The sequence below is a fragment of the Klebsiella sp. D-Nf1 genome, assembly GCF_002810515.1.
Lineage (GTDB): Bacteria > Pseudomonadota > Gammaproteobacteria > Enterobacterales > Enterobacteriaceae > Klebsiella > Klebsiella variicola.
Genome location: NZ_PIOK01000003.1, coordinates 277,212 through 299,238 on the forward strand (window position 1 = coordinate 277,212; position 22,027 = coordinate 299,238).

Genomic DNA, 22,027 nt, shown 5'->3' on the forward strand with positions numbered 1-22,027 from the left:
TTGGGGGTAGATTCCTGTTCAATGAAAAGAGATACCCCCAAGTGAAGCTCACAGCCCGCCAGGTCGATACATCTAAAGCTAAGGACAAACCCTATAAACTGTCTGATGGCGGTGGCCTTTACCTGTTGGTGAACCCCAACGGCGCTCGATACTGGCGGCTGAAGTACCGGGTCGCCGGTAAAGAAAAGTCGTTGGCTTTAGGTGTATACCCTGATGTCTCGCTGGCCGATGCACGTCAAAAACGAGCAGAGGCTAAAAAAGTACTGGCTGCTGGTGGTGACCCGGGGCAGGAAAAGCAGGAAAAAAAACATGCCAGGGCGATGGCCGTATCAAACAGCTTTGAGAGACTGGCGCTGGAATGGCATGAACATAAATCGATGAACTGGTCAGCAGGCTATGCCAGCGACATCCTGGAGTATCTGAGAAAAGATATTTTTCCTTATATTGGCTCCCGGTCGATCATTGATATTAAGCCCGTTGATATGTTGGCTGTTCTTCGCAAGATGGAACAACGTGGAGTACTTGATAAGCTCAAAAAGACACGTCAAGCCTGCCGACAGATCTTCACCTATGCTGTCATCACCGGCAGAGCAGAACATAATCCCGTGGTCGATCTCGCCAGTACTCTAAAAGCACCGAAGCAAAAACACTTCCCTCATTTATCGGTTGAACAAATACCTGACTTTCTGCGAGCTCTGAACGACTATAGCGGCAGCGTGGTGACTCGAAATGCTACCCGCCTGCTTATGCTTACTGGGCTCAGGACAATTGAGCTCCGTGCTTCTGAATGGGCTGATATCGACTTTGACAAAGGCGTTTGGAATATCCCCGCAGAGCGAATGAAGATGCGGCGCCCACATCTCGTTCCTCTCTCGAGCCAGGTTCGCGAGTTGCTGGAAGAGATCCACCAGCTTACCGGGCGAGGGAAGTATGTTTTCCCTGGAAGGAATGATGCTGGTAAGTCAATGAGCGAGGCCAGCATTAATCAGGTGATTAAGCGTATTGGCTATGATGGTAAAGCGACCGGGCACGGCTTCAGGCACACCATGAGTACCATACTCCACGAACAGGGCTTTAACACCGCCTGGATTGAAACGCAGTTGGCCCACGTCGATAAGAACTCAATCCGCGGGACATACAACCACGCTCAGTATCTGGACGGCCGGCGGGAAATGCTCCAGTGGTATGCCAACTATATGCAGGCGCTGGAGAATGGCGAAAATGTGGTGCATGACTCGTTCGGGAAACGTACCTGACTGGATGCATAGACAGTATATAAAGACGATAGTAGACTTAGATAGACAATCAAATAGTGAGCTATGTCTGGTTCTATCGCTGAAAACCCGCATACCTCTATGGGACGGTATAGTCGATACTTTAGGATTCTGGGAGGTGGTATGATTCAAAGTAAGTTATTGAAAGTAAAAAAATGGATTGATTTGAATGAAGCAGCCCAGAGACTCTCTATTGCTCTTGACGAGACAGTCAGTGCTATGGATTTGCTTGAGCTTTCCCTTGATGGTCAATTAATTTTATCGGTAAAACTCCCAATTGATAAGAAATTTTTAGTAAAGAAAATTACTGAAAAACACACTCCGATGATTAACGCCTTAAAAAAATCATTTGACTTTGAAAACCTGTTCTTTGGAGACAATCACCCAAAGGATGGTGAGGAATATTTAAAGGCAGAAAATGATTATATTATGAAGTCATATAATTTATTTCTGAAAAGTACTTCGGGTAATGAATTGTCAGAGGCGCAGAAAAGCTTTGAATATTACTGTAACTCCGTATGTAGAGTTGAGTGGGAGTATGGGGACATAGAATATCTTGAAGGTAATGTTTTTGAGTTGTCAATGTTAGGATCTGAATACATAGATGTTATGTGGTTAATTCAGAAAAACAAGAGCATAGAAATGGAAGAGTTAACTAATCTTAACGGTGTAATTTTAAGAGGAAGTGATGGTGTATTGTATAATTTACAAGAGAAATTTGATGATGAGTGCCTTAAAATTTTAAAGGCAAGCGAAAGCAAAGAAGAAGAAAAAGAAACGAGTCTAATTCATAAACTGAATAAACGAATTAAAATAGAATCCTCGCATTATTTCCCGGCGGGAGCCCTGCCTGCTGGTTGTGAGTTAGGAATGTCGCCAGAAAATTTATCCAGGTTTGAATTGAAGTTATCGGAAAGTGATTCTGTTTATTCGACAGGTCAGCTTATGATGACTTTAGGTGCGTTACTCAACATAGTTACATCTTCTGGGGCAAAGAAGTGGACTCAGGGCGATATATCTTCTCTCATTGGTGATAAGAAGCTGAAAAACCTTAGCGAGAGAATGGTAAATGGTATTTTTTCAGAGGCTAATAAATGTTATAAATCAATTGGTTAATTTTGCATGCAAGTATTTTATTTTGCGTGCAATGACTAATTTACCCCGTGAGGATTTAATCCCCCTTGTCAATTGAGGTCTATCTACGGATACGGGGGCTTACATGTCAAAAACTTTAATTCGCATGCCTGAAGCTATTCGCCGAACTGGCTATGGTAAGGCATGGTTATATAAACTCATCTCCCAAGGGCGCTTCCCGCAGCCTGTGAAAATAGGTTCGCGATCTATTGCCTTCGTCGAAGGTGAAGTTGACGAGTGGATTAATCAGCGCATTGCTGAGTCTCGCGGTGAGGTGGCCTGATGAAAAAAGAAAACCGCCCCGGAAAGCAGGCGGCTAACACAGATACTCGCGGATCTGATGTTACGCCAGCCAACAGTTACAAACAAGCCCCACGACGCACACCGAAGAAGCACCGCGCCCGCGTTTATATGCTGCGTACCGGCGTAGAGGGATGGACAGAGAACGATATTCTGCGTTACTGCCGCCTTTCGTCAGGACGTAACTACGCTACCGAGTTAATCCGCGTACTGGATATTAATCTTGAGCGTATCAACGAAAAGAATCCTGACGGCATCGGATCTCACCTGCGCTACTGTTTTTGTTGCCGTGGTGATGTTTTAAAAGTCATTCAGTACGTAAACCATATGGCGGCCATTAATCGGCACCAGGGACTTTCTAAACAGGATATCGCCGACATTCTGAATCTCTACCCGGAAAACTTCGCAGCAGCATAACGGAGCCTGACAAATGAAAATCGAAAAAAGCAGATTCAATTCTGAGGCCGCCCCTCAACCTAACGTTAGACAGGGCGTAATTAACGGTAATGACTTTGCCTCTATTGTCCCGATTATTACCGGGCAGATTGGCGGCCGCGAAACGAATATGGTCAGCGCAAAAGCGTTACATAAAGCAATGGGTGTGGGTCGTGATTACTCTACTTGGCTCGCTGAACGCATCAAAGAGTACGGGTTTGAGCCGGGTGTCGATTACGTGCATTTTGATTCCCCGAAATGGGGGAATCAAAGCACGGAAAATGACCAGTACGGCGGGGGAGTGGTCACAAAGCGCGGTGGCGACCGTCGCAGTAAGGATTCCGGCCTGTCTCTTGGCATGGCTAAAGAAATGGCAATGGTCGAGCGCAATGAGCAGGGCCGGGCCGTCCGCCGTTACTTCATTCAGTGTGAAGCGGAACTTCAGCGCAGCGTGCCGGAGATTGCTGCTCAGTATCGACGCCAGCTTAAAGCCCGCATCGGTGCTGCCACTCGTTTCGCGGCAATGTGTGAAGCTTTGGATCAGGCCCGTTTAGAGCAAGGTAAAACCACTCAACGCCATCACTACGCTAACGAGAGCAATATGCTCTCTCGCATTGTCCTTGGCGGCATGACCGCAAAACAATGGGCTCAGGCTAATGGTGTTGAGGGGGAACCACGAGACCATATGAATGCGGAACAGTTGGAGCACCTTAGCTATCTGGAAGATACCAACATTACGCTGATAGATCTGGGTATGGAGTATGAACTGCGTAAAGCGGAGTTGATGCGCCTTTCTCAGCGCTGGATGGCTAAACGTATCGGAGGCAATGATGAGTAAGACACTTAGCACGCCATTACCAAATCACACCTATCGTGATGCTGGTGGGGAAGTTGTGAGCGTCGTCTCTGTGGCGCATAACCGTGTGACATTTTACCGTGAGGGTTACCAGTTTCCGTGCGTACATCCTATTGAGCGCTTCATGAAGGAGTTCACGGAGGTGAAGCAATGATTATCGCCGTCCAGGGTAAAAGCCTCTCTCTGGCTGGCCTGATGCCTCCATACTCAGCCTTTAAAGACATAGCAAAACTTAGCTGTCAGTCATGTGATAAGGGGGATGATTTTTCACATTTCCATGGTGTTATGAATTGTATTGCCACTTCTGACAGCTACGCTGCTTTGGGTTTTGAGACAAGTACGCGAGATTTTAATGACACGATAGCGAATTGCCGTACCGACACACACGAATTTTCGGACATGTTAGCGGCGAGTTTCGCGACCAGTACGCGCGAACTTCATCACACCTGCAGTAATGAGTTTTTAGAGTCCATAAAAAAGGGCTTGATGTTCGACTACAACCCGGTCTATGGTTATAAGGCACCAGCAAAATCTGGTGCCGGGATTGGCGTCCTGGAAATGTACAAGGCGACACATGACGCGCCTAGCGTCTTTTTTTGTGTCCTTACATTCGCTCACCCTTTTTTCAGCGTTACGGTTATAATCCGTGCCGCTTGCAGAGTTATGGTGAGTTGGATGGGGGCGGAGAAATCCGCGCCGGTTACCTTGTACGCCGGTTACGCCAACCCTGTTCAGCTCACCACCAGTGAAATTGGCGTTTCCGGTGGTGGGATTAAATCCCAGTACAAGGAGGCTGCCATTATGGCTACTACCCCTACCCAAAAACCGCAATTCATCTGGCTTATCGGCGCTGTGCGCCGCGATTGCCCGACAGTTATCGCAAAAATCCATCACGTCGCCGCAGATTCCGAGCATGAAGCCCGCCGTAGTCTGGTACGGGATCATGTTTGTTTCTTCGCCGGCCGTATCTGCATGGGGGTATCAGCATGAGCCTCTATAACGACCTGAGCAACGCTGCGCTTAATACTGATAGCATCACCAAAGACGAGGCGTATCGTGTTCAACAAAGAGCAGATGAAGCTGCCAGTAATATCTTGGTTGGCATTTCAGCTATTGGCTCGTTGATGTATTGGGCTTCCGATAGCGAAGAGTATTCACCCGAACAATCCAAAGATGACATGAAAGCCATTGGCTTAATGCTACAAACGGTTAGTGAAGTTACTCGTGCTCTCACTGATACAGTCAACAACGCTATGCATGCTCGCTACACAGATAATAAAAAAGGCGGTAAATCATGAGCAGCATGAATATTAGTGATGCGCAATGCCATGTAGAGCAAGCACAAGCGGTACTGTCTGTGTGGTTAGAAGTCGCAAGTGCGTCAGGCGATGACAGGCAATTCAAAATGATTAGCTCTTTAATGTCTTTACTGGAAGGTGTGCCCGAAACTATCCAAGATGCCGAGGGTGTGCTTCACGATATGGCGATGAAAAATTATAAGGCTGGAAAGAATGAATAACACTGTTAAGTACCCAAAAGCTCCAGAAAAAATCATCGTTGATAACGTCATTGAAGCCACGCCAGATGGCATTAATTTTATGCGTAAAAATGATGATGGACTTTACAGTCATAACCGCATGATTGGTTACTCATCGGCAATTAAACAACTTGATGAAGGTTTTTTTGATGCGCCGCTGAGTGATGGTTTTAATATCATCGCTGAAATTGAAACTGCGCACATTAATGGTTGGTTTGTTCCAGATGTCTATCAGCAGATTAACATCTGGAAATGGGTAGTGGCGGCCACGTTTTTTGTCGATCAAATATCAAAGGGGCATTTTATTGATGTCCATGATGAAGGCGGAAGTGTTATCACCACCCCTGCATATGTCAGTGAGCTAGGGAAAATTCCTGTATTTCTGGTTACAGAGCGTATGGCCCTGTCAAACAATATTGAGGGCACCGCATTCAAGCATTACTCGCCTGATGTTGCGCCGGGCATGGCACTAGCTATCTATAAAAGCATGGTTGTAATAGATGCCAAGGGCATGGGCGTTGAATTATCAGATTTCGGACGTGAGTCATTGAATACTCTCCATGAGGAGTTTTTGATTTTTTTATCCTCTGGTGAAGCAGAGCAGCGCGTAATTCACTGAGGAGCTATAGATGATTACTAAAAACTTCAGGCTTAATGCGTTGGCGAACCAGTACGCTGCGGCGCTGTATGACCATATCGCCGCTATCAGCGGCGGTGACTATTTCATGATTGATGTGGGTGGCGAACCAGTTCGTGTGGCGATTCTCGGGGGCGTTAAAGGTGTTCGTGACCTTATCGACGGCTACGCGCTGGAGGCGCTGAAACAGTTTTACCCACAATGGGAAACGGTCGGGATCGAGCTTCTTAGCCACTGCGTCACCTCAGCCGGTCTGACCGGTTGCGGTCGTGATATATGGCAAAGCATGGTTAACGATATGAGCGCAACCATGGCAGGTAATCACGGGGGTAAGAATGCGTAATATCGACCTTATCCGAGAGGTAACTCACGCAGCAGCCGACCGCTGGCCTACGGTGTTGGCAGGGTTGCATATTGGTGTACCAGACTCGCCACGAAAACATGCTCCATGCCCGGCATGTGGCGGCGTGGATCGCTTCCGGTTTGATGATAACGGGCGCGGCAGCTTTATCTGCAGCCAGTGCGGAGCCGGTGATGGTTTGGATTTAATCAAGCAGGTTAACAACTGCGACACCACAGAGGCAGCACGAATGGCGGCTGATGTGCTGGGTATTGATTACCGGACAGTGAAACAGGACGAAGCGACAGCTAGCCAGAGGCGGGAACAAATGAAAACCGAAAGCCAGCAGCGCGAGCAGGAACGCCAACGGCGCAAGTTGGCTGAAATAGAACAGCGCCGCGGTTTATTTGTGAGCCACTGGCAGGGGCTTGCAGAAACAGCTTTCGAGGGTGAAAGCGAATACCTCATGAACAAGGGTTTGGTTGGGTTTACCTTCCCTGTTCTGCCTGATGGTTCGCTTTTGTTAGGGCTGGTTAATGAATCTGGCACAGTAACAGCTGCGCAGACCATTACACAGCAGGGTGAAAAACGTCTTCTGGCCGGCTCTGCGAAGCGAGGTGCATACCATGCTGTAAACGCAGCAGACGCACCGCAGAGTGTTTTAATTGCTGAAGGGCTGGCAACAGCCTTATCTGTCCATCTGATACGCCAGGAAGCACTGACGGTATGTGCCATAGATGCAGGCAACCTGCAGCCCGTCGCCCAGGCCATGCATCAGCGTTACCCGAATGCGCAGATCATCATTGCTGCCGACAACGATATTAAGCCCGGAGAGCCAAATATAGGCAAAGACGCTGCGGAGAAAGCTGCAAAGTCTGTCTCTGGCTGGGTGGCTTTACCACCAACAGTGAAAAAGGCCGACTGGAACGACTACCACCAGCAGCATGGCCTGGAAGCCGCTACAACGGCGTTTAAGAATTCGATGTATCAACCGCAGGAGCCTGAAGTGTCCGCGAGACTGCAAGTGATCAACGGAGGGAAGAAAGGCGCATCAAAACCTGAATCTCTGCGACCTCATGTCGAAAGCCGTGCTGACGGTATTTTTTGGGTTGAGCCAAAATCAGACAAAGATACCGGGGAAATAACTACCCGTGAAAGCTGGCTGTGTTCTTCTCTGGAGGTCATAGGTACTGGCATAGATGACAGTAAAACCCGGTATCTGATCCTGCGCTGGCGCCCATTCGGTTCGAAGGGGGATACTGTCCAGGCAATACCATTTGCTGATATCGGTGAACGCGAAGGCTGGCGAACGCTCAAGGCTGGTGGGGTGAACGTCACAACCAAAAGTGGTTTACGTGCAACGTTGGCCGACTGGCTGCAGAGCTGTGCCAATGGTGAGGTATGGCGCATTGCGCATGCTACGGGCTGGCAGTGTGGCGCCTACATCATGCCTGATGGCGAGATCATTGGTACTCCAGATCAACCGGTGCTGTTTAACGGACGAAGTTCTGCCGCATCCGGTTATACCACCAGCGGTACTGTTGAAAGCTGGCGAGAGAGCGTTGGACGTCTGGCCTTTGGCAACTACTCGATGATGACTGGTGTGGCCGCAGCTCTGGCCGCCCCGCTGATTGGCCTTGCTGGTGCGGATGGATTCGGCATCCACCTCTACGAACAGTCGAGCGCGGGTAAGACTACCACTGCTAATGTGGCCGCCAGTCTTTACGGCAATCCAGATGTACTGCGTCTAACCTGGTACGGTACAGCGCTGGGGCTGGCGAATGAAGCTGCCGCACACAACGACGCGCTCATGCCGCTAGACGAAATCGGCCAGGGCGCTGATCCGGTGGAGGTCTACAAATCTGCCTACGCGCTTTTTAATGGTACGGGTAAGCTGCAGGGGGCGAAGGAGGGAGGGAACCGTGATCTGAAGCGCTGGCGTACTGTGGCCATCAGTACCGGTGAGATGGATCTGGAAACATTCATCGCCAGTGCCGGCCGTAAGGCTAAAGCGGGCCAGCTGGTTCGCCTGCTTAACATTCCAATGCGTCGGGCAGTGCGTTTTCATGAGCATGCCAATGGTAAATACCATGCCGATGCTCTGAAGGATGCATACCAGCATCACCACGGAGTGGCCGGGCGTGAGTGGGTTAAGTGGCTGGCTGACCACCAGCACGAGTCAGTAAGCGCTGTCAGAGCAGCGGAAGAACGCTGGCGTAGCTTGATCCCGTCGGATTATGGGGAGCAGGTCCATCGCGTCAGCGCCCGGTTCGCGATTCTGGAAGCCGCACTGCTGTTGGGTAAGGTGATCACTGGTTGGGATGAGCAAACGTGTCGGGATGCTATCCAATACAGCTATAACGCCTGGTTGCGCGAATTTGGTACTGGCAACAAAGAGCATCAGCAGATTATCGAGCAAGCCGAAGATTTCCTGAACAGATTCGGACTTAGTCGGTTTGCACCGTTGCCATATGAACCAAGAGATCTGCCTATTCCTAATCTGGCAGGGTTCCGTTCCAAAGGGAATCATGATACAGACCTGATTGTTTTCTATGCTTTTCCGGCAACATTCAATGATGAAATCGCGCGAGGGTTCAACAAAGGACAATTTGCTGAAGTCCTGAAGAAAGCTGGAATGCTCACACCACCCAGTAACGGTCGCGGGTACCAAAAAAAGGGGCCCCGTATAGAAGGGCGGCAGCCATGGTTTTATGTCCTGCAGTATCTGCCGGATGACGACCAGCCAGAGTAAAAGCATTCTTTCATGTGTGTAGTTTAGGTGTTGGTTCAGTTGGTTTAGTTGCCTCAGTGGTTATATGTATATGTTTAATAAGGTTTCATGTTTGAAAAATGAACCAACAATGAGGCAACAAACTACCATTTTGAACCAACACTGAATCAGGTACAGGGCATCAGAAGAGAAGAGCACAGCGATGACAGCTCAAATTTCAGCGTATGGCCGCCAGGTGTCCGCCTCTCAAATCAGAACCACGAACAAGCGGTACTTGCATGGCTATGGACCACCTATACAATGCGGTGGTCAAACACCGTAAAGGCGACCTGGTCAGTGTGGCGGGTAATATGTAGCTCAACCAGTGGACTGGTCAGGATGGCGGTACACAGCAAGGTTATCAGGTCATTGCGGACAGTGTACTCAGCGCCAGAACGGTGCGACCTGGAGGTAAAGCGGGGGAACAAGGACAGTCTACTGATGCCATACGCCGGACTCATGAGCAGCAACCGCTCACTACCGGGTATGAAGGATTCGACCATACCCCACCGTATGACGATGATTTCAAAAATTAATAGTAAAAAGGATCCAGTTCAGCCAGAGGAGAGGCGCTTTTCACTTAAGGAGAAGTAACATTACTCGGATTCTTTATTCACTTTATCGAAGATATCGTTGTTCAATCTCTGTAATTCTATGAAATTTATGATGAAATATATCGAGGAGTATATCATTAGCAGGCAAAGAAAAATAGAGGCGCTAATCTTCAAATCAAACTTACCTGCGATAGACACAACATACTCATATATTGCAATGTATTGATTTAAAACATAATAAATTGTAGTTAATCCAAAATGTACAAGGAATGAATTTCGGACCTTCGAAATGTTTTTGCGAATCGCAGCAAGGTAAGCTCTGTTCTTAACGCCACTAGGATTGAACGTCACAATCAAGCCTAGACCAATTGAAAACATGATCCCAGCCACGGTAAAAACTGTGGACGCAAAAAAACTGTCCGGACGTATGTTCCAGACAGAGCTAGCGACAACGGTCAACGCTAGTATGAATAGGGTACTAACTAGTAGCTTTAGCATTGCTCAATTCTAACAGAAACTTGCTCATCTCTTGTAGTAATTGGTGCTCGACAAGCTTTCCTGACTGAGTTGTTTCAATGTCAACCGCTTTAGTTAAAAGTAAATCTTTGCCCTTGATCTCAGTTTTGTTATCTTTTCGTTTGAAAGACACGTTGTCTAAATCGCTGACTGGTTTTAAGTATGCGCCAAGAACTCTTTCATACTCGTCATCTGTCATTTTTCTAGGTTTTTTGAACTTAATCAGTAACTCAGCAGAAATCATCTGACTTAAAGCAATATCATTAAGTTGCTCTGTATCTGACATTGAGTTTCTAATAATATCTATAACCTTTTTTGAAAGGCTGATGGACTTCTGGCTTTGAATGTCCTCAGGTGTTTTGCTTGAATTGTGCCCTGATAGGGATTCGCTACTAATTGGTTCAGGGTCTTTTACTACTATTGCTTTCAGGTCACTTAACTTGGTCTTCCCTTTTGCCGAAATCATCGGAGTAAACTCCAGCAATTCGTTGTTAGTAAACCAACTTAGGTAAGTTTGTAAGCGGATCACAGTTTTGTTTAAAGGCAGATTTGTGACTAAAAAGTCATCATTCATTGAAAAGTAATAGTGCTGTTTACAGATGGCAGAAGCATCAATATGGGAAGTTTCTATGTCATCAATGGTGAAAACATCTTTCTCAAAAAGGGTTTCAGTTATGTGCTGGACGTCCTTGTCTGATGTGATTCTCAACATTGTACAAAAAATAGACTTGCTAACCGATGACTCTTTAAAATAAGATAACACATCCCTCTCTTTATTTGGGTCATCTGTACTTAGCAACATACACCTTTCTTTCGCTGTTTTTATTTCATTGAGCTTTGCTAACAATTGTGATTTTGCATCACTTGATGCTTTTGAAAGACTGTCATTTTTAATTTGAAAAGCCCGAAGAGTGACCTTTTTAGTTTTGCTTGGTGGGGCTACATCTTCATTATTATCTTCTGTCATCTTTCATCCTTTTCTTACTGTATATAGGGTATAGAATATTTTTAGGATGAATCTTAGATCAGAAAAATGAATAGGTATACCTGGATATTTATCAGGGTTCCCGGCAATCAACCGAACTCCTCTGCTACTTTTCAGTTTTTCCATTATGCTCCTACTAAAAAAGTGGGGTAGCAGTCCCCACTCTATGGAGCAGCTTTTCGATCAGCCTATAATTTGAAGAAACCAAACCAGAGGAGATCTCCGTGATAAAGGACTACCTGATCGTAGCCTATCTTACAGCTATTGCAGCCTGGCCAGCCACACTGGCGTTACTTGGTCTCTCTGCAGGAGTAGCATTCTATATGAGGCGTAGGGTGCTGGGGGTAGTCCTCGTCGTTCTGTTCATGCTGGTGGCAATCGCTGCGTGGCAGTTTGAACGCTACATGTAAAACCATACCGCCCCATGAAAATGCCCATATCTTATTTATAGGCAGAAACGGTGTGTTCTGCCTATAGATAGGCAGGTTTGACGTGTTCTGGATATGTATAGGCACATAAGGGTTGATAACTCTTAGAGTTAACTTGCTGCGCTGGGAGGGATTGGGTATCTCAGGTCGATTTGTGGCGCATCGCTTAGAAGCCGGCCAGATTTTGCCATAAGGTATCCGGCGATTTCTTCAGGCGTCAAATCAACATGAATCATGTCTTAATCCTGGAACCATTCATTAGGCCAGTAGATAAGGTCGGACGGATTGGCATCAAAGTTTTTCTGCAGCAATTATTGTCTGGAATAAAATCTTGTTGGGATAGGCTTTTAGTCTCATTAGTAACTTTTCTTAGATAAGTTACTAATGGGACTAACGCATCATTAGTAACTTTTTCCAAAAAAATTACTAATGAGTTCACTACGCTCCCTATCCCTTCATTAGTAACTTTTTCATAAATAGTTACTTATGTATAAGGGTAACTAAAGCGCAGTTTGATGACAGATGCCAACGGGCTTCCTCTGTCGCTGGTCGCCGCCGCAGCGAACACGCATGACATCAAACTGGTTGCGGATACATTCAAAACCCTCCGGACGGGTCATACAGGACAAAAACTCAGACGCTGCCCGGAAAAAGATTACGAAGCAGACCGGTTGAGTCGCCGCGTCGAGCCGCATATACAGTCCAGTAATGAGGGACACAAGGGTTTCAAAGCCTATCATTAGGTCGTCGATAGGACTAATATTTAGAGAAGACAAAATACCCACCAGCCCACGGCGATGATTTCGGTCATCCGTAGTGATGTAATCATATAGGAAAAACTACCCTGTCCTTAAGGTGCCATACATTGGCTGTATTTTTCTGCACATTCATTTTCTTGCGACATATAGGAGTTCGGTAGTGGCAAAGCTTCTCACACTCGAAGAGTGGGCTTCTAGAACATATGAAACCCCTCCGTCATTATCATCACTTCGCCGCTGGGCTAGAGAAGGTAGGATTTACCCAGCGCCAGAACTTCATGGAAAAACTTACAGAGTTCACCCTGATGCTGTATACGTCGACATAAGCAAAAAGGATGTAGTACCTAACAGGTCGATAGATACCATAACGTCAAAAGGAACCTTGGTAGAGAGAGTTCGCGCAATGGAGCAAAAACAAGCAAAGAAGAGGCGGTAAACTCTAGCAAGTAAAGAGAGTCAATGCGCCCGCATCTTCTTACCCATAGGTACATGTGTCTTGTTTGGCTATGAACTGGCCGATGCCAAATAATTTGCCGATAGGGGCATGTAGTCTATTTCTGCGTCCATAGAGGATAATCGTCGGTTTCCCATAGGGGGGTATGATCGTGTAGCGATGCAAACTGATTGCTGTGAGATCTAAAGGGGCATAAGCGTCATAAGGTACTTAAAAGCCTAGAGACATGCGGATAGCTCTTAGGTTCGATGAAAAATGTGTAAATCAGAATCGATCGTATTTTCAAAACCACCAAAAGACGTTTAATCTTGGTATCAATCGGTTTGGGCTCGTTGACCTACTATGACATCACAGTGGCGCTTGAAATGAGGTGGGGCTACCTCATCGTTATCGGCAATGTCTTGATCAAGGCGCCCACTCTAAACTCAGTGAACGGATGGCAACATTTATATAGATGAGGTGAAGCCATGATTATTGGCTACCTGTTTATGACTTATGTTGCGGTCGTTTCCTGTTGGCCAGTATCCTTGATTCTGCTTCTGGCTTTAGCAGCAATACTGCTACATGTTGATCGCCGGATTTTGCGTGTGAGTATCATTGCTTTTGTCGGTTTTCTAGCCTTCGCAATTTGGCAGTTTGGAACGAGAGCGCATGATACATCTACTTTGCTATCTGATGGTGTTGCATGGCTGTCTGAGCAGATCTCTGAATAAGGCGTATCCAGTGATGGTATATGATTAAAAATCAATATGTTTCTTTACTATGTCGTTCAGCAGGGGCGCAATCCAATATCTTTGACAAAGAGTTATGACCAATTAATCAAGTAGATACATTTTGTTCGGCATTTGGCAAGTGCTATGATTCTTGTATCAGCAATTACAAAACTGCCACCTATGAAAAAAATCTTACTCGCCTGCTCCTTTTTTCTATCCTTCATGTGCTTTGCAGAGGATGAAATACTTTTCGACTATGTTCCTGATAACCTCCCGCCAGTCTCGGAGAATGTTTATGTCACGGCCCCACAAAGCCAGCAGGAGGGGAGCATAGGGACGGAAGATCCATACGGTGAAAAGTTTGATGCTTTTATCTTTCAAAAATATCCTGAAATCAAAAAGCAAAAATTTGTTCCTGGCAGCGCGATGAATGGCGACGAAGAGGTGCTAAATATCTACAAAACTGGGTTTTACAGAGCGATGTACTTCTCTAAACTGGTTAAGCTGGCTAATGGCAATACTCTTTATGACTTCATTACCAAGTGCGCCAAATTGAACAGGACCGTTACACAGGCTGACCGAGAAAGGGGAGACGCTAATGAATTTAACCTCCAATATTATTTACAACTAAAACGGATGGATACTGGAGAAGTGGTTGGTGAAAGCCTTTACCTGAAAAGGCATGGTAATAAATTCTCAGCCACGCGGAATCCATTTTCTTTCTTTGCGCTTTCAGATAATGACTTTATGAAAACATATGGTCTAAAGTGCTTTAACTAGGCAGTCGATGACACCCACACCCGGCCATGAGCCGGGTTTTTTATTTTCCCGTTATAACCCTCATTCCTTCCCTAAATTAACGATTGTAATTATAATAACTGTATAAATAACCATTCCATGCTACTGTGCGGCAGACGGGGTAAAAATGGAAAGTACATATGGTGTGTTTGTTAAATTTGCAGCTGAAGATAAGTTAACTCGCACCCTTAATGATCTAATTAAGAAGACTCGCCAGCTTGATGATGGGCTTAAAAATATCCCTAAAACTCTCCGACTGGTCATATCAGCGTCTCAGCAATTGAATAATGAGTTAGGGAAGACGGGAAAAGGAACCGGTATCGCATCCCTGGTAACAAAACTCAAAGAATCTGACAAGTTACTAGGTGCTAACGCTACCTCGGCAACTAAATTAGGCGAGGCGATGAAGCTTGCTGATTCTCGTGGCGGGATGTCTCAGGCGAACAAAGGCCTGGCGGAATATCAGCAATTATTGGCGAGTACTAAGGGGGGGCTGGAGTCTGTTATTAGACTTCAAAGAGAGGCGCAGCGTGGCTTAAAAATTCCCGCCACTAAAATCCCCGCCTCCGCTCCTGCTTCTTCCTCCAGTTCTGGCGGCGGTAGATACTCATGGCACGAAGCTGGAATGAATAACCTTATGACGTCCTACGCTGGGTTTGATTTTCTCAGTAAATCCTATGATGTGGGTATTGATTATGCTCGAGATCAGGCCAGATTGAGGCAGATGGGCCTTAATCAATCTCAAATGGCCCAGGCAGTTAGTTTTGTGACAAACATGAAAATGCCATATGCGTCACAGGTAGACATGATGCGTATCTTTACGGATGCGCAAGGTTCATTTCGCCAATCAGGGATGAACGGTAGCAAAGCGCTTGAAGCTGCTATGACAATGGCCCCTTTACTTGCCAATTATGAAGTGGCAATGGGCGCGTTGAGTGGTGACTCAAAGGCTGCGGCATCGTTCAACATGCGAAACCTCAATAAGATAGTTGAAATTATGGGGGGAACTAACCCTGGGCAACAGGAAAAAGCAAAAGCTATTGTTGATGCTGTATTTAAGGCTTCTCAGGCATCAGGGCGGTTAGTTGATGAGGCGCAGCTCAAGCATTTTGTTTCCTACGGGAGTTCGGCAACCAACCAGCAATCTATTAAAGCAATTTTTGCAGGGCTGGAGCCTATTATTGCCGAGATGGGCGGTAGTACTACAGCGGTCGGGTTGCGTACAGCCTACACCCGAATGAACGGTATGATGTCTATGCCGCCAAAGCTTCTTCAGAAAGAGATGAAGCGTTTAGGCATTGCAGATAAAACAGGGATTAAACAAAAGGAAAGTCTTTATCAGCTTCAGGCGGTCAATGCTATTGGATATGCTCAAAAGTTGATGGAAATTTATAAGCTACATGGGATTACCAAGACCACTGATATTGAGAGGGAAAACGCCATCCTGTTAGGGACGAATGGTGCGAAAATATATAATCGGCTGATGGCCCAAATGCCGACAATCATAGAGTCAGAGCATTCTTATGAGGTATCACAAGGCCCGACACAGACGATTAGAAGCCCATTTAATAAATCAATTATGGGTCGGCAGGCGTTAGCGGCTAAATGGAGTGGGTTTCAATTGGCCCTTGCTCAGGATGGCGGCGTCCTGGATATGGCAACAAAAGGTATTGATAAACTCACCGGTGGTCTTAATCGCCTTACCGCCTGGATGCGGGCAAATCCAAATGCCACAAAATACATAACGGAAGTCGGTACCGGTATTATTGGGCTTGCGGGTGCTGGTGGTGCGATGTGGTTACTCAGTGGTTCAGTAAAAGGGCTTATAAGTCCGTTCCGTCTGCTTTATAAGCCACTATCAATGCTTGTTGACTGTGCGCCACTTGCGGCAAGCGGGATGAAGACTCTTTATTCTAAAGTTGCGCTATTAAGTGCGGCGGATGGTATTCCTCTTGCTATTTCTCGTCTGGGGTTGTTTGGTGCGGCTATTGGTGCTGCTGGATTAGCTGGCTATGCGGTATATGAGTTGTATAAGCGCGTGAAATTTACCGAGCCTGCAGTGGCTCAATGGAACGAAGCCAGTAAAGGTTCGGCAAGATTCAACGTCACTAACCCGAATGCTTTGGATGAATACCGACACCTGCTTAATCCGAATAAATACCCTGATCCTAAAGGCTCATCAGGAGCACGCTCCATCTTCCCTGATGTACCTAGTTATAAACCAAACATATCTCTTGAAGTAAAAAACTACATCGATAACAAAGAGGTTTCCAGTCACGTTATCAAAACAGTAGTGAAAGAAGCTTCGCGCCCACCATCAGGCGTTTCCGGCGTGGATGGAACAATGAGTCTCCTTCCTCCAGGAATGGGAAGCTATGGGTTTAGAGGGTAGATGATGAATCTAGAAGAGTTTGCCAGGGCGATGACCATTGCTGTAGATGCCGCACCTAAGGCCATAAATGGGGTTGTTAAGCACTTGGCCGATGAGACAGCCAGGATTGCCAGAGAAGAGATTGGCACCTATCAGGAGTCTGTGGGACCGTTTCCTGCATGGGCTAGCCTTGCGGAGTCCACCGAACAGGATAAAGCCAGAAATGGCTATCCCCTGAACTCGCCTCTTGAGAGGACTGGTGAGATGAGGGATAGCATCAAATCGGAGGAGTTCGGTGATGTTGTCTTTGCCGGTTCAGGAGATGAAAAGCTTTACTGGCATGAGAACGGCACGCCGAAAATGCCACCACGTCCTGTTATGGGGCCAGCAGCGATAAGGGCGACGGAGAATGTCGAAGCGGTAGTAAGCAAAGCGCTTAAAACAGTTTTTAAGAGGTGAACGCAATGAAAAACAGCTATCCGGTGTTGTTGACCGCCAGCCAGATTGAGAGGCTCAAACAGATTCAGGCGCAGGAGCAAAAGCGGTCTTTTACCGGCCATACGCCGACAATTCACGCCGTTGCTCGGCAGGTGTTCGAGCTGGCTATTAATTCCTTCCTGGATGCCGCTGAATCGGCTCGCTGATAATTTGAGGTAATAACAATGGGCATTGGTCCAGATTTTCCGATTAAGCCGGAAATCGTTGGTAAAAATGGCCGATGTTCGTGTTACCGGGGATAAAAACACCAATGCGGCAATCATCAAAAGCATTATCACGTCTGAGATTGATGATTTGGCGCGTAATGGTCGTTGGTAGATACAGCATCATAGAAATAACAAACTAAGAGGTAGCTTAATGTGTCACAAATCACCGTCAAAGACGCGCCGCAGAGCGTGCGGCCAGCAACCGAAGAAAGCAATGTCGTCGTTGATGCGAAAGGGCGTCGTATCGTCATTCGCGAGCTGGATATGCTTGAAGAGTCTCGCCTGATTTTCGCAATCGGCTCTGATCGCGCTTCAAACCCGGTATATGTTCAGGCATATGCTCTGCCGGCGGCTTGTGCTGCCGAGATTGATGGAGAGAAGTTTTCTGTACCTGCAAACATCTCTCAACTTGAAGGCCGAATGGCAATTCTTGGCCGGGAAGGCATGAATGCTATCGCCAACAAACTGTACAACCTCAACAGTGACGGTGACGACTCAGCGGAGAAAGAAGCGGTAAAAAACTAGCAACGAACCCCGATTTTCGCAGCAACTGCTGGCTAGTGAAGAGCGGGGTTCCTTTCGCAATGGTTTTTTCCGTAACGGAGCTAATGAGACACGAGAAACTTGCAATGTCTATCGTATTCTCGGAGTTCGAAGGCGGCAAGTTTGACTGGCATTTGTGGGCGTGGGAGAAGAACGAATGAAAGAGTTATGGAGGATTTTAATTTTAAAGATGGGATTTCCCATCTTTAATGAGGATTGAAAAATGAATCGATGATGCGCCCATCCCTGATGAAACTGGCTTAATTTTGGAATGATTTGGAAGGATGGTGATTTATGGTTGACCTGAAATCCACATCAGTAGCCCGATTAGTGTAATTGCGCTATATGAGTCGTCCAAATTTTAAGTACGCAAAGCAGAGGTACGCAAGCAGGTACGCACCGAAATGGCTGTAAATTTTGTACTGTTCTTGACGGATTTAAACCCATCACAGTGCTAAATCCGCGACTGGCGCTGGATGGAAGCCGGAATGTGATATAGGTCGTCAAAAAAATATTCCGGTTCGCGCTAATGGTTCGCAGTTATGGTTAACGTGGCATAGTGCGCCGCGCCTGAGTTTGCTGACTGATGAACATAAAACCATGAGCATTCGCACATAAGCAACGCTTAGTATTTCGTATTCAAATTTCGTGAAATGCGCAAATACCGGAGGGGGGGCCAGTGAGAAACAGAACGCGAAACTATACCCGGCAATTACCACAACTGACATTGGCAGACTTTAAAGCAATGCGCTCAATGTTCGCCAATGGCGCTACGGTGCTTAAAAAGTCCACCAGCAAAGGCGCGGTTATTTTTACTCTAGCTGGCGAGCACATTAAGGCAGAGATAGGTGGTAACGCCGTCGATTTAAGGGCCATTACGACTAAGGCCGGGTATGGTTCCCGCTTCTGGTATTGCTGCCCGCACTGCGGAAGTCGAAGGGCTTCTCTGTTTGTTGGTAGGAGTGATATTGCTTGCCGTGATTGTTGGGGGCTTCATTATGCCAGCCAGAGCGAGGGGCAGTTAGACAGAATGCGCCGCGCAATATGGAAGAAAAGGGCGGAAATCTGGCCCAATTACGAACCTGCAATGAGTCTGTTCAATACCTGTTATCAATTCCCCAAACCTAAAGGGATGAGATGGGAAACGTTTAAACTCAAACGTTCAGAGGCGGCCGCGCTTGAGTCTGCGTACTTTCAGGCATTTAAGCCGATAGTGGACAGACTAACCGGTGTTATTGAAAGAACGGTAAATAAGGCGCTAACGAACCTCGGAAGTAAATAAAGATAGATACGGAATTTTCCCGTATCTAAGCGGTGACTAAAACGTTTGATGCCAGAGGACAAAAAAGTCCTCTGGAACAAAATCAGATGTTTAAAGTAACCAGCCTGGCTATAAGGTTCTGGAGGTGTAAAATTCATGCAATTGCGAATCATAACATCACGAATCCTAACGCTTTTAAGGGAAATGTGAATGCTACTAAACTTAAATTACTATATTAATCATCATGTTACGAGAGGTGATGATGCCTATAACACTGCGTAGAAAACTGCGAATGCGCAGAAATAAGAGTGTTGAAATTGCGCATAAATGCCCTACCCCATGCACTGTTAAGAAAAGTTGATGTTGTGAGGATATGGAGATGGAGATGGATAACAAAGAAAAGGTGCGCATTCTCAGGCTGCGTGATGCTATGTGGCGCAGTCACAATGCCTTGCTGCTGAGTTATATTGAGCGGCGTGATGAAATGACTACCAGTAATATCTTGGCATCACTACTTCACAGGAAGAAACCCACGCTTGAATTACCGGCTAAACCAGTCGAACCTGATTACCCTGATACAAATGGTTTTACGTGTGGGGCTACCACAAGAGCAGGGACGCCATGCAAACGGAAGGACATCTATTTAAATGGCCGATGCAAATATCACGGCGGGAAAAGTACCGGGGCAAGGACGGCAGAAGGTAAGGCCAGGCAGTTAGAGGGCTATCGCCGATGGCAGGAGAGAAAAAAAGTAATTAGCCCGTGCTAACAGGATTTCACAGAGCGCAATTTTGAGCTTTGCTATAAAAACAATACATTACATATCATGTTTTTTAGATGCTGTTTTATCTGATTTCACTTTTGCTACTATGGTAGAATGGTGTTGAGTAAAAACAGTCACAGTGACAGTATTAATCAATAACAGTCCCTTATAGAGCGTCAAGCTACGAAATTTTCGTAGATGGCCGCGCGGGAGGTTTATTTCATGCTGGATCGTCAAACACTAGAATTAACACTTTTGGCTATGGCGCGTAAAAAAGGAGAGCCATTAGACCGCCACACGCTTTTTTCAGTTAGAAATGATGTGCGCAATGCTTTGGCGGCGAAGGAGCGTTTTAAACAACGGATCACCGCGAAGCCCTATCAGTGGAAGAAGCCCGCTCCCCCTCGCGGGTAAAGCAGAATCGCGGCTATATCGCCGCCGTTAACTTATCGGCATGATTCCGATTACGCTTCCATGCACTGTAAATGTCCTTATCCCACGCCTTGCCTGCTTTGGTCTGATAACCGGCCTCATTGAGCCGCTCAGCGATAATGCGGCCATTATCTAACCCTTCCCGGATAGTATCAGCAACAATCCCTATTACAGCCGTTTCATTGTACGGAATCGGAGGTATTCCTTGCTTACCTCCGGCCAAAGCAGCCGCTGCCACTTCCATTCGCTCCACCAGATCAAGCATGCGTAGCTGTGGGTTGCTTTCTGGCTGGTTCAGTTTGCTACGTAGGGCATCGAGAAGCCATGCTGTTTTGTCACCGCCTGATGCCGCTACAGCCTGATTAAATGCGTCCTGCAACTCTGCCGGAACGCGGAAAGCTACCAGATTTGATTTGCTCATTAGGGGCCACCATATCAGTGTTTTCGGTCTATATAGTATAACAGTGTTATACGGTTGAGGTTGCGTATAACTTACTGTTTTCTCCATCCATCCTCACTTTTGTTGTGCGGCGCTGGTGGTCATAAATTTTGGAATGCTTTGGAAATTTGAGAGATGCCACGGGCTGAAGGAACTGCGCTGGCGATAGTCTGAAATTGAAATGCTTGCTTGGGGCATCCAAAAAAGATGCTTGTTAATTTGTACTGTTTGATACGGATTTGGATTGCGCTGATTGGCAAACGTGCGTCGTAGTTGGTGCTGCATACTATAGTGGCGATCGGGCGTATTAAATTTCCGGGCACGTACATACGGGAATATCCCGAATGTAAAGCTGGCTCTTTAGCTTCGCGAGATGTTATCCAAGCGCAAGGTATCCAGGCTGGTATCCACCGAAACGGCTACCAATGAGCGGATACTGATTAAGCTTGATTATAGCGGATCGCGAGAATTGGCCTTGATGGCGACATATACGCGCGATAGTCAAAAGGCGCAATCGCTACGCTCCAAAATTTTGAAAGGGTCGCATCTCAAATTCCAACCTTCCATGTTACGCCTAGCTTGTATTCAAAATCAGACCTGCAATTACCTTTATTTACCTTTACACTTTTAAACTACCATGCCAACAAAGTCGCTCATATTGAAGGGCTTAATGTGAAATGCCAATCAGGCTGCAACGCGATTTTACACCACTTTACACAACATGATGTTAATTAGTATTGAAGAATAAAAATAGCGTGACATGTCACGCAGGCCGCGAAAGCGGCCTGAATTATCATTGACCACCGGGGCGGGAGTCAGCAGAACGGCCGCCACAGCGTGAGCCGTCAGCTGCGGTATCATCAGGATGCTGGCAGTTACCAGCGAAAGCCTGTGCGGAAGAACCCAGAGACAACAGAACAAACAGCACTGCGAATGCTTTTTTCATTTTCACTTACCATGTGTAGACCACTGAACGTGGCTTCATGAGTTTAGCGCTGCGCTTAGATTTCATCCATAAAAATCAA

The 22,027-nt window shown here is 46.6% G+C and carries 25 protein-coding genes and 3 pseudogenes; 24 read left to right on the forward strand and 4 right to left on the reverse strand.

What is annotated here, in order from left to right; translation table 11 throughout:
* Positions 1–41: 41 nt before the first annotated feature.
* From CWM54_RS15060 to CWM54_RS29290, 13 genes and pseudogenes are all read left to right on the forward strand, one after another.
* The gene (locus CWM54_RS15060; RefSeq protein WP_100697624.1) at positions 42–1,256 is read left to right on the forward strand and encodes a tyrosine-type recombinase/integrase; all 1,215 of its coding nucleotides are present in this window, start codon (positions 42–44) and stop codon (positions 1,254–1,256) included.
* A gap of 141 nt (positions 1,257–1,397) precedes the next feature.
* Positions 1,398–2,390, forward strand: a complete 993-nt coding sequence (locus CWM54_RS15065; RefSeq protein ID WP_100697626.1) for a hypothetical protein — start codon at positions 1,398–1,400, stop codon at positions 2,388–2,390.
* A gap of 103 nt (positions 2,391–2,493) precedes the next feature.
* Positions 2,494–2,691: a helix-turn-helix transcriptional regulator gene (locus tag CWM54_RS15070; RefSeq protein WP_100697628.1), complete on the forward strand. Its 198-nt coding sequence runs from the start codon at positions 2,494–2,496 to the stop codon at positions 2,689–2,691.
* Positions 2,691–3,125 (forward strand): hypothetical protein, encoded by a 435-nt coding sequence (locus CWM54_RS15075; RefSeq protein WP_100697630.1) that lies wholly within the window; start codon positions 2,691–2,693, stop codon positions 3,123–3,125. Before CWM54_RS15070 ends, CWM54_RS15075 begins: the two co-directional genes overlap by 1 nt.
* Positions 3,126–3,138: 13 nt before the next feature.
* Positions 3,139–3,981, forward strand: coding sequence for an antA/AntB antirepressor family protein (locus tag CWM54_RS15080; protein WP_100697632.1), 843 nt, complete (start codon positions 3,139–3,141; stop codon positions 3,979–3,981).
* Positions 3,974–4,153, forward strand: a complete 180-nt coding sequence (locus CWM54_RS15085) for a DUF4222 domain-containing protein (RefSeq protein ID WP_100697854.1) — start codon at positions 3,974–3,976, stop codon at positions 4,151–4,153. The genes CWM54_RS15080 and CWM54_RS15085 overlap by 8 nt, the downstream gene beginning before the upstream one ends.
* Positions 4,150–4,989, forward strand: a complete 840-nt coding sequence (locus tag CWM54_RS15090) for a host cell division inhibitor Icd-like protein (protein ID WP_227521628.1) — start codon at positions 4,150–4,152, stop codon at positions 4,987–4,989. The genes CWM54_RS15085 and CWM54_RS15090 overlap by 4 nt, the downstream gene beginning before the upstream one ends.
* Entirely contained in the window at positions 4,986–5,297 is a 312-nt protein-coding gene (locus CWM54_RS15095; protein ID WP_100697634.1) for a ubiquinol-cytochrome C reductase, read from the forward strand. The genes CWM54_RS15090 and CWM54_RS15095 overlap by 4 nt, the downstream gene beginning before the upstream one ends.
* Positions 5,294–5,518, forward strand: coding sequence for a hypothetical protein (locus CWM54_RS15100; protein WP_226323919.1), 225 nt, complete (start codon positions 5,294–5,296; stop codon positions 5,516–5,518). The genes CWM54_RS15095 and CWM54_RS15100 overlap by 4 nt, the downstream gene beginning before the upstream one ends.
* A complete protein-coding gene (locus CWM54_RS15105; protein ID WP_100697636.1) occupies positions 5,511–6,155 on the forward strand; it encodes a hypothetical protein in 645 nt (214 codons plus the stop codon). Before CWM54_RS15100 ends, CWM54_RS15105 begins: the two co-directional genes overlap by 8 nt.
* Positions 6,156–6,165: 10 nt before the next feature.
* A complete protein-coding gene (locus CWM54_RS15110; protein WP_100697638.1) occupies positions 6,166–6,516 on the forward strand; it encodes a hypothetical protein in 351 nt (116 codons plus the stop codon).
* Positions 6,509–9,265, forward strand: coding sequence for a TOPRIM and DUF927 domain-containing protein (locus CWM54_RS15115; protein ID WP_100697640.1), 2,757 nt, complete (start codon positions 6,509–6,511; stop codon positions 9,263–9,265). The genes CWM54_RS15110 and CWM54_RS15115 overlap by 8 nt, the downstream gene beginning before the upstream one ends.
* Before the next feature lie 181 nt (positions 9,266–9,446).
* Positions 9,447–9,819 (forward strand): annotated as a pseudogene (locus CWM54_RS29290) (single-stranded DNA-binding protein).
* 496 nt (positions 9,820–10,315) lie between these two features.
* Here CWM54_RS29290 and CWM54_RS29295 read toward each other — a convergent pair.
* Together CWM54_RS29295 and CWM54_RS29300 are read right to left on the reverse strand one after the other, a co-directional pair.
* Positions 10,316–11,320 (reverse strand): hypothetical protein, encoded by a 1,005-nt coding sequence (locus CWM54_RS29295; RefSeq protein WP_227521629.1) that lies wholly within the window; start codon positions 11,318–11,320, stop codon positions 10,316–10,318.
* A gap of 556 nt (positions 11,321–11,876) precedes the next feature.
* Positions 11,877–12,077 (reverse strand): annotated as a pseudogene (locus CWM54_RS29300) (hypothetical protein); the annotation flags it as partial.
* A 189-nt stretch (positions 12,078–12,266) separates the two neighbouring features.
* Here CWM54_RS29300 and CWM54_RS29440 point away from each other — a divergent pair.
* The 11 genes and pseudogenes from CWM54_RS29440 to CWM54_RS15195 form a co-directional block, all read left to right on the forward strand.
* Positions 12,267–12,497, forward strand: a pseudogene (locus tag CWM54_RS29440) (IS5/IS1182 family transposase); the annotation flags it as partial.
* A 187-nt stretch (positions 12,498–12,684) separates the two neighbouring features.
* On the forward strand, positions 12,685–12,960 hold the full coding sequence (locus CWM54_RS15155; protein ID WP_100697646.1) for an excisionase: 276 nt from the start codon (positions 12,685–12,687) through the stop codon (positions 12,958–12,960).
* 485 nt (positions 12,961–13,445) lie between these two features.
* Complete coding sequence (locus CWM54_RS28080; RefSeq protein WP_100751546.1) at positions 13,446–13,691, forward strand: hypothetical protein; 246 nt, start codon at positions 13,446–13,448, stop codon at positions 13,689–13,691.
* A 144-nt stretch (positions 13,692–13,835) separates the two neighbouring features.
* Positions 13,836–14,471 carry a hypothetical protein gene (locus CWM54_RS15160; RefSeq protein ID WP_133123748.1) on the forward strand — a complete coding sequence of 212 codons (636 nt, stop codon included), beginning with the start codon at positions 13,836–13,838 and terminating at the stop codon, positions 14,469–14,471.
* A gap of 145 nt (positions 14,472–14,616) precedes the next feature.
* Complete coding sequence (locus CWM54_RS15165; protein ID WP_100697650.1) at positions 14,617–16,881, forward strand: hypothetical protein; 2,265 nt, start codon at positions 14,617–14,619, stop codon at positions 16,879–16,881.
* A complete protein-coding gene (locus CWM54_RS15170) occupies positions 16,882–17,319 on the forward strand; it encodes a hypothetical protein (RefSeq protein ID WP_100697652.1) in 438 nt (145 codons plus the stop codon).
* A gap of 5 nt (positions 17,320–17,324) precedes the next feature.
* Entirely contained in the window at positions 17,325–17,504 is a 180-nt protein-coding gene (locus CWM54_RS15175) for a hypothetical protein (RefSeq protein ID WP_100697654.1), read from the forward strand.
* 213 nt (positions 17,505–17,717) lie between these two features.
* Positions 17,718–18,089 (forward strand): hypothetical protein, encoded by a 372-nt coding sequence (locus tag CWM54_RS15180; protein ID WP_100697656.1) that lies wholly within the window; start codon positions 17,718–17,720, stop codon positions 18,087–18,089.
* A gap of 697 nt (positions 18,090–18,786) precedes the next feature.
* A complete protein-coding gene (locus tag CWM54_RS15185; protein ID WP_100697658.1) occupies positions 18,787–19,389 on the forward strand; it encodes a hypothetical protein in 603 nt (200 codons plus the stop codon).
* A 364-nt stretch (positions 19,390–19,753) separates the two neighbouring features.
* Entirely contained in the window at positions 19,754–20,137 is a 384-nt protein-coding gene (locus CWM54_RS15190) for an HGGxSTG domain-containing protein (protein WP_133123749.1), read from the forward strand.
* Positions 20,138–20,353: 216 nt separating this feature from the next.
* Positions 20,354–20,545, forward strand: a complete 192-nt coding sequence (locus CWM54_RS15195) for a hypothetical protein (RefSeq protein WP_100697862.1) — start codon at positions 20,354–20,356, stop codon at positions 20,543–20,545.
* Positions 20,546–20,558: 13 nt separating this feature from the next.
* Here CWM54_RS15195 and CWM54_RS15200 read toward each other — a convergent pair whose 3' ends face one another.
* Together CWM54_RS15200 and CWM54_RS29445 are read right to left on the reverse strand one after the other, a co-directional pair.
* The gene (locus CWM54_RS15200; RefSeq protein WP_100697662.1) at positions 20,559–20,984 is read right to left on the reverse strand and encodes a hypothetical protein; all 426 of its coding nucleotides are present in this window, start codon (positions 20,982–20,984) and stop codon (positions 20,559–20,561) included.
* 811 nt (positions 20,985–21,795) lie between these two features.
* Positions 21,796–21,948 (reverse strand): hypothetical protein, encoded by a 153-nt coding sequence (locus CWM54_RS29445; RefSeq protein ID WP_004221292.1) that lies wholly within the window; start codon positions 21,946–21,948, stop codon positions 21,796–21,798.
* Positions 21,949–22,027 lie beyond the last annotated feature (79 nt).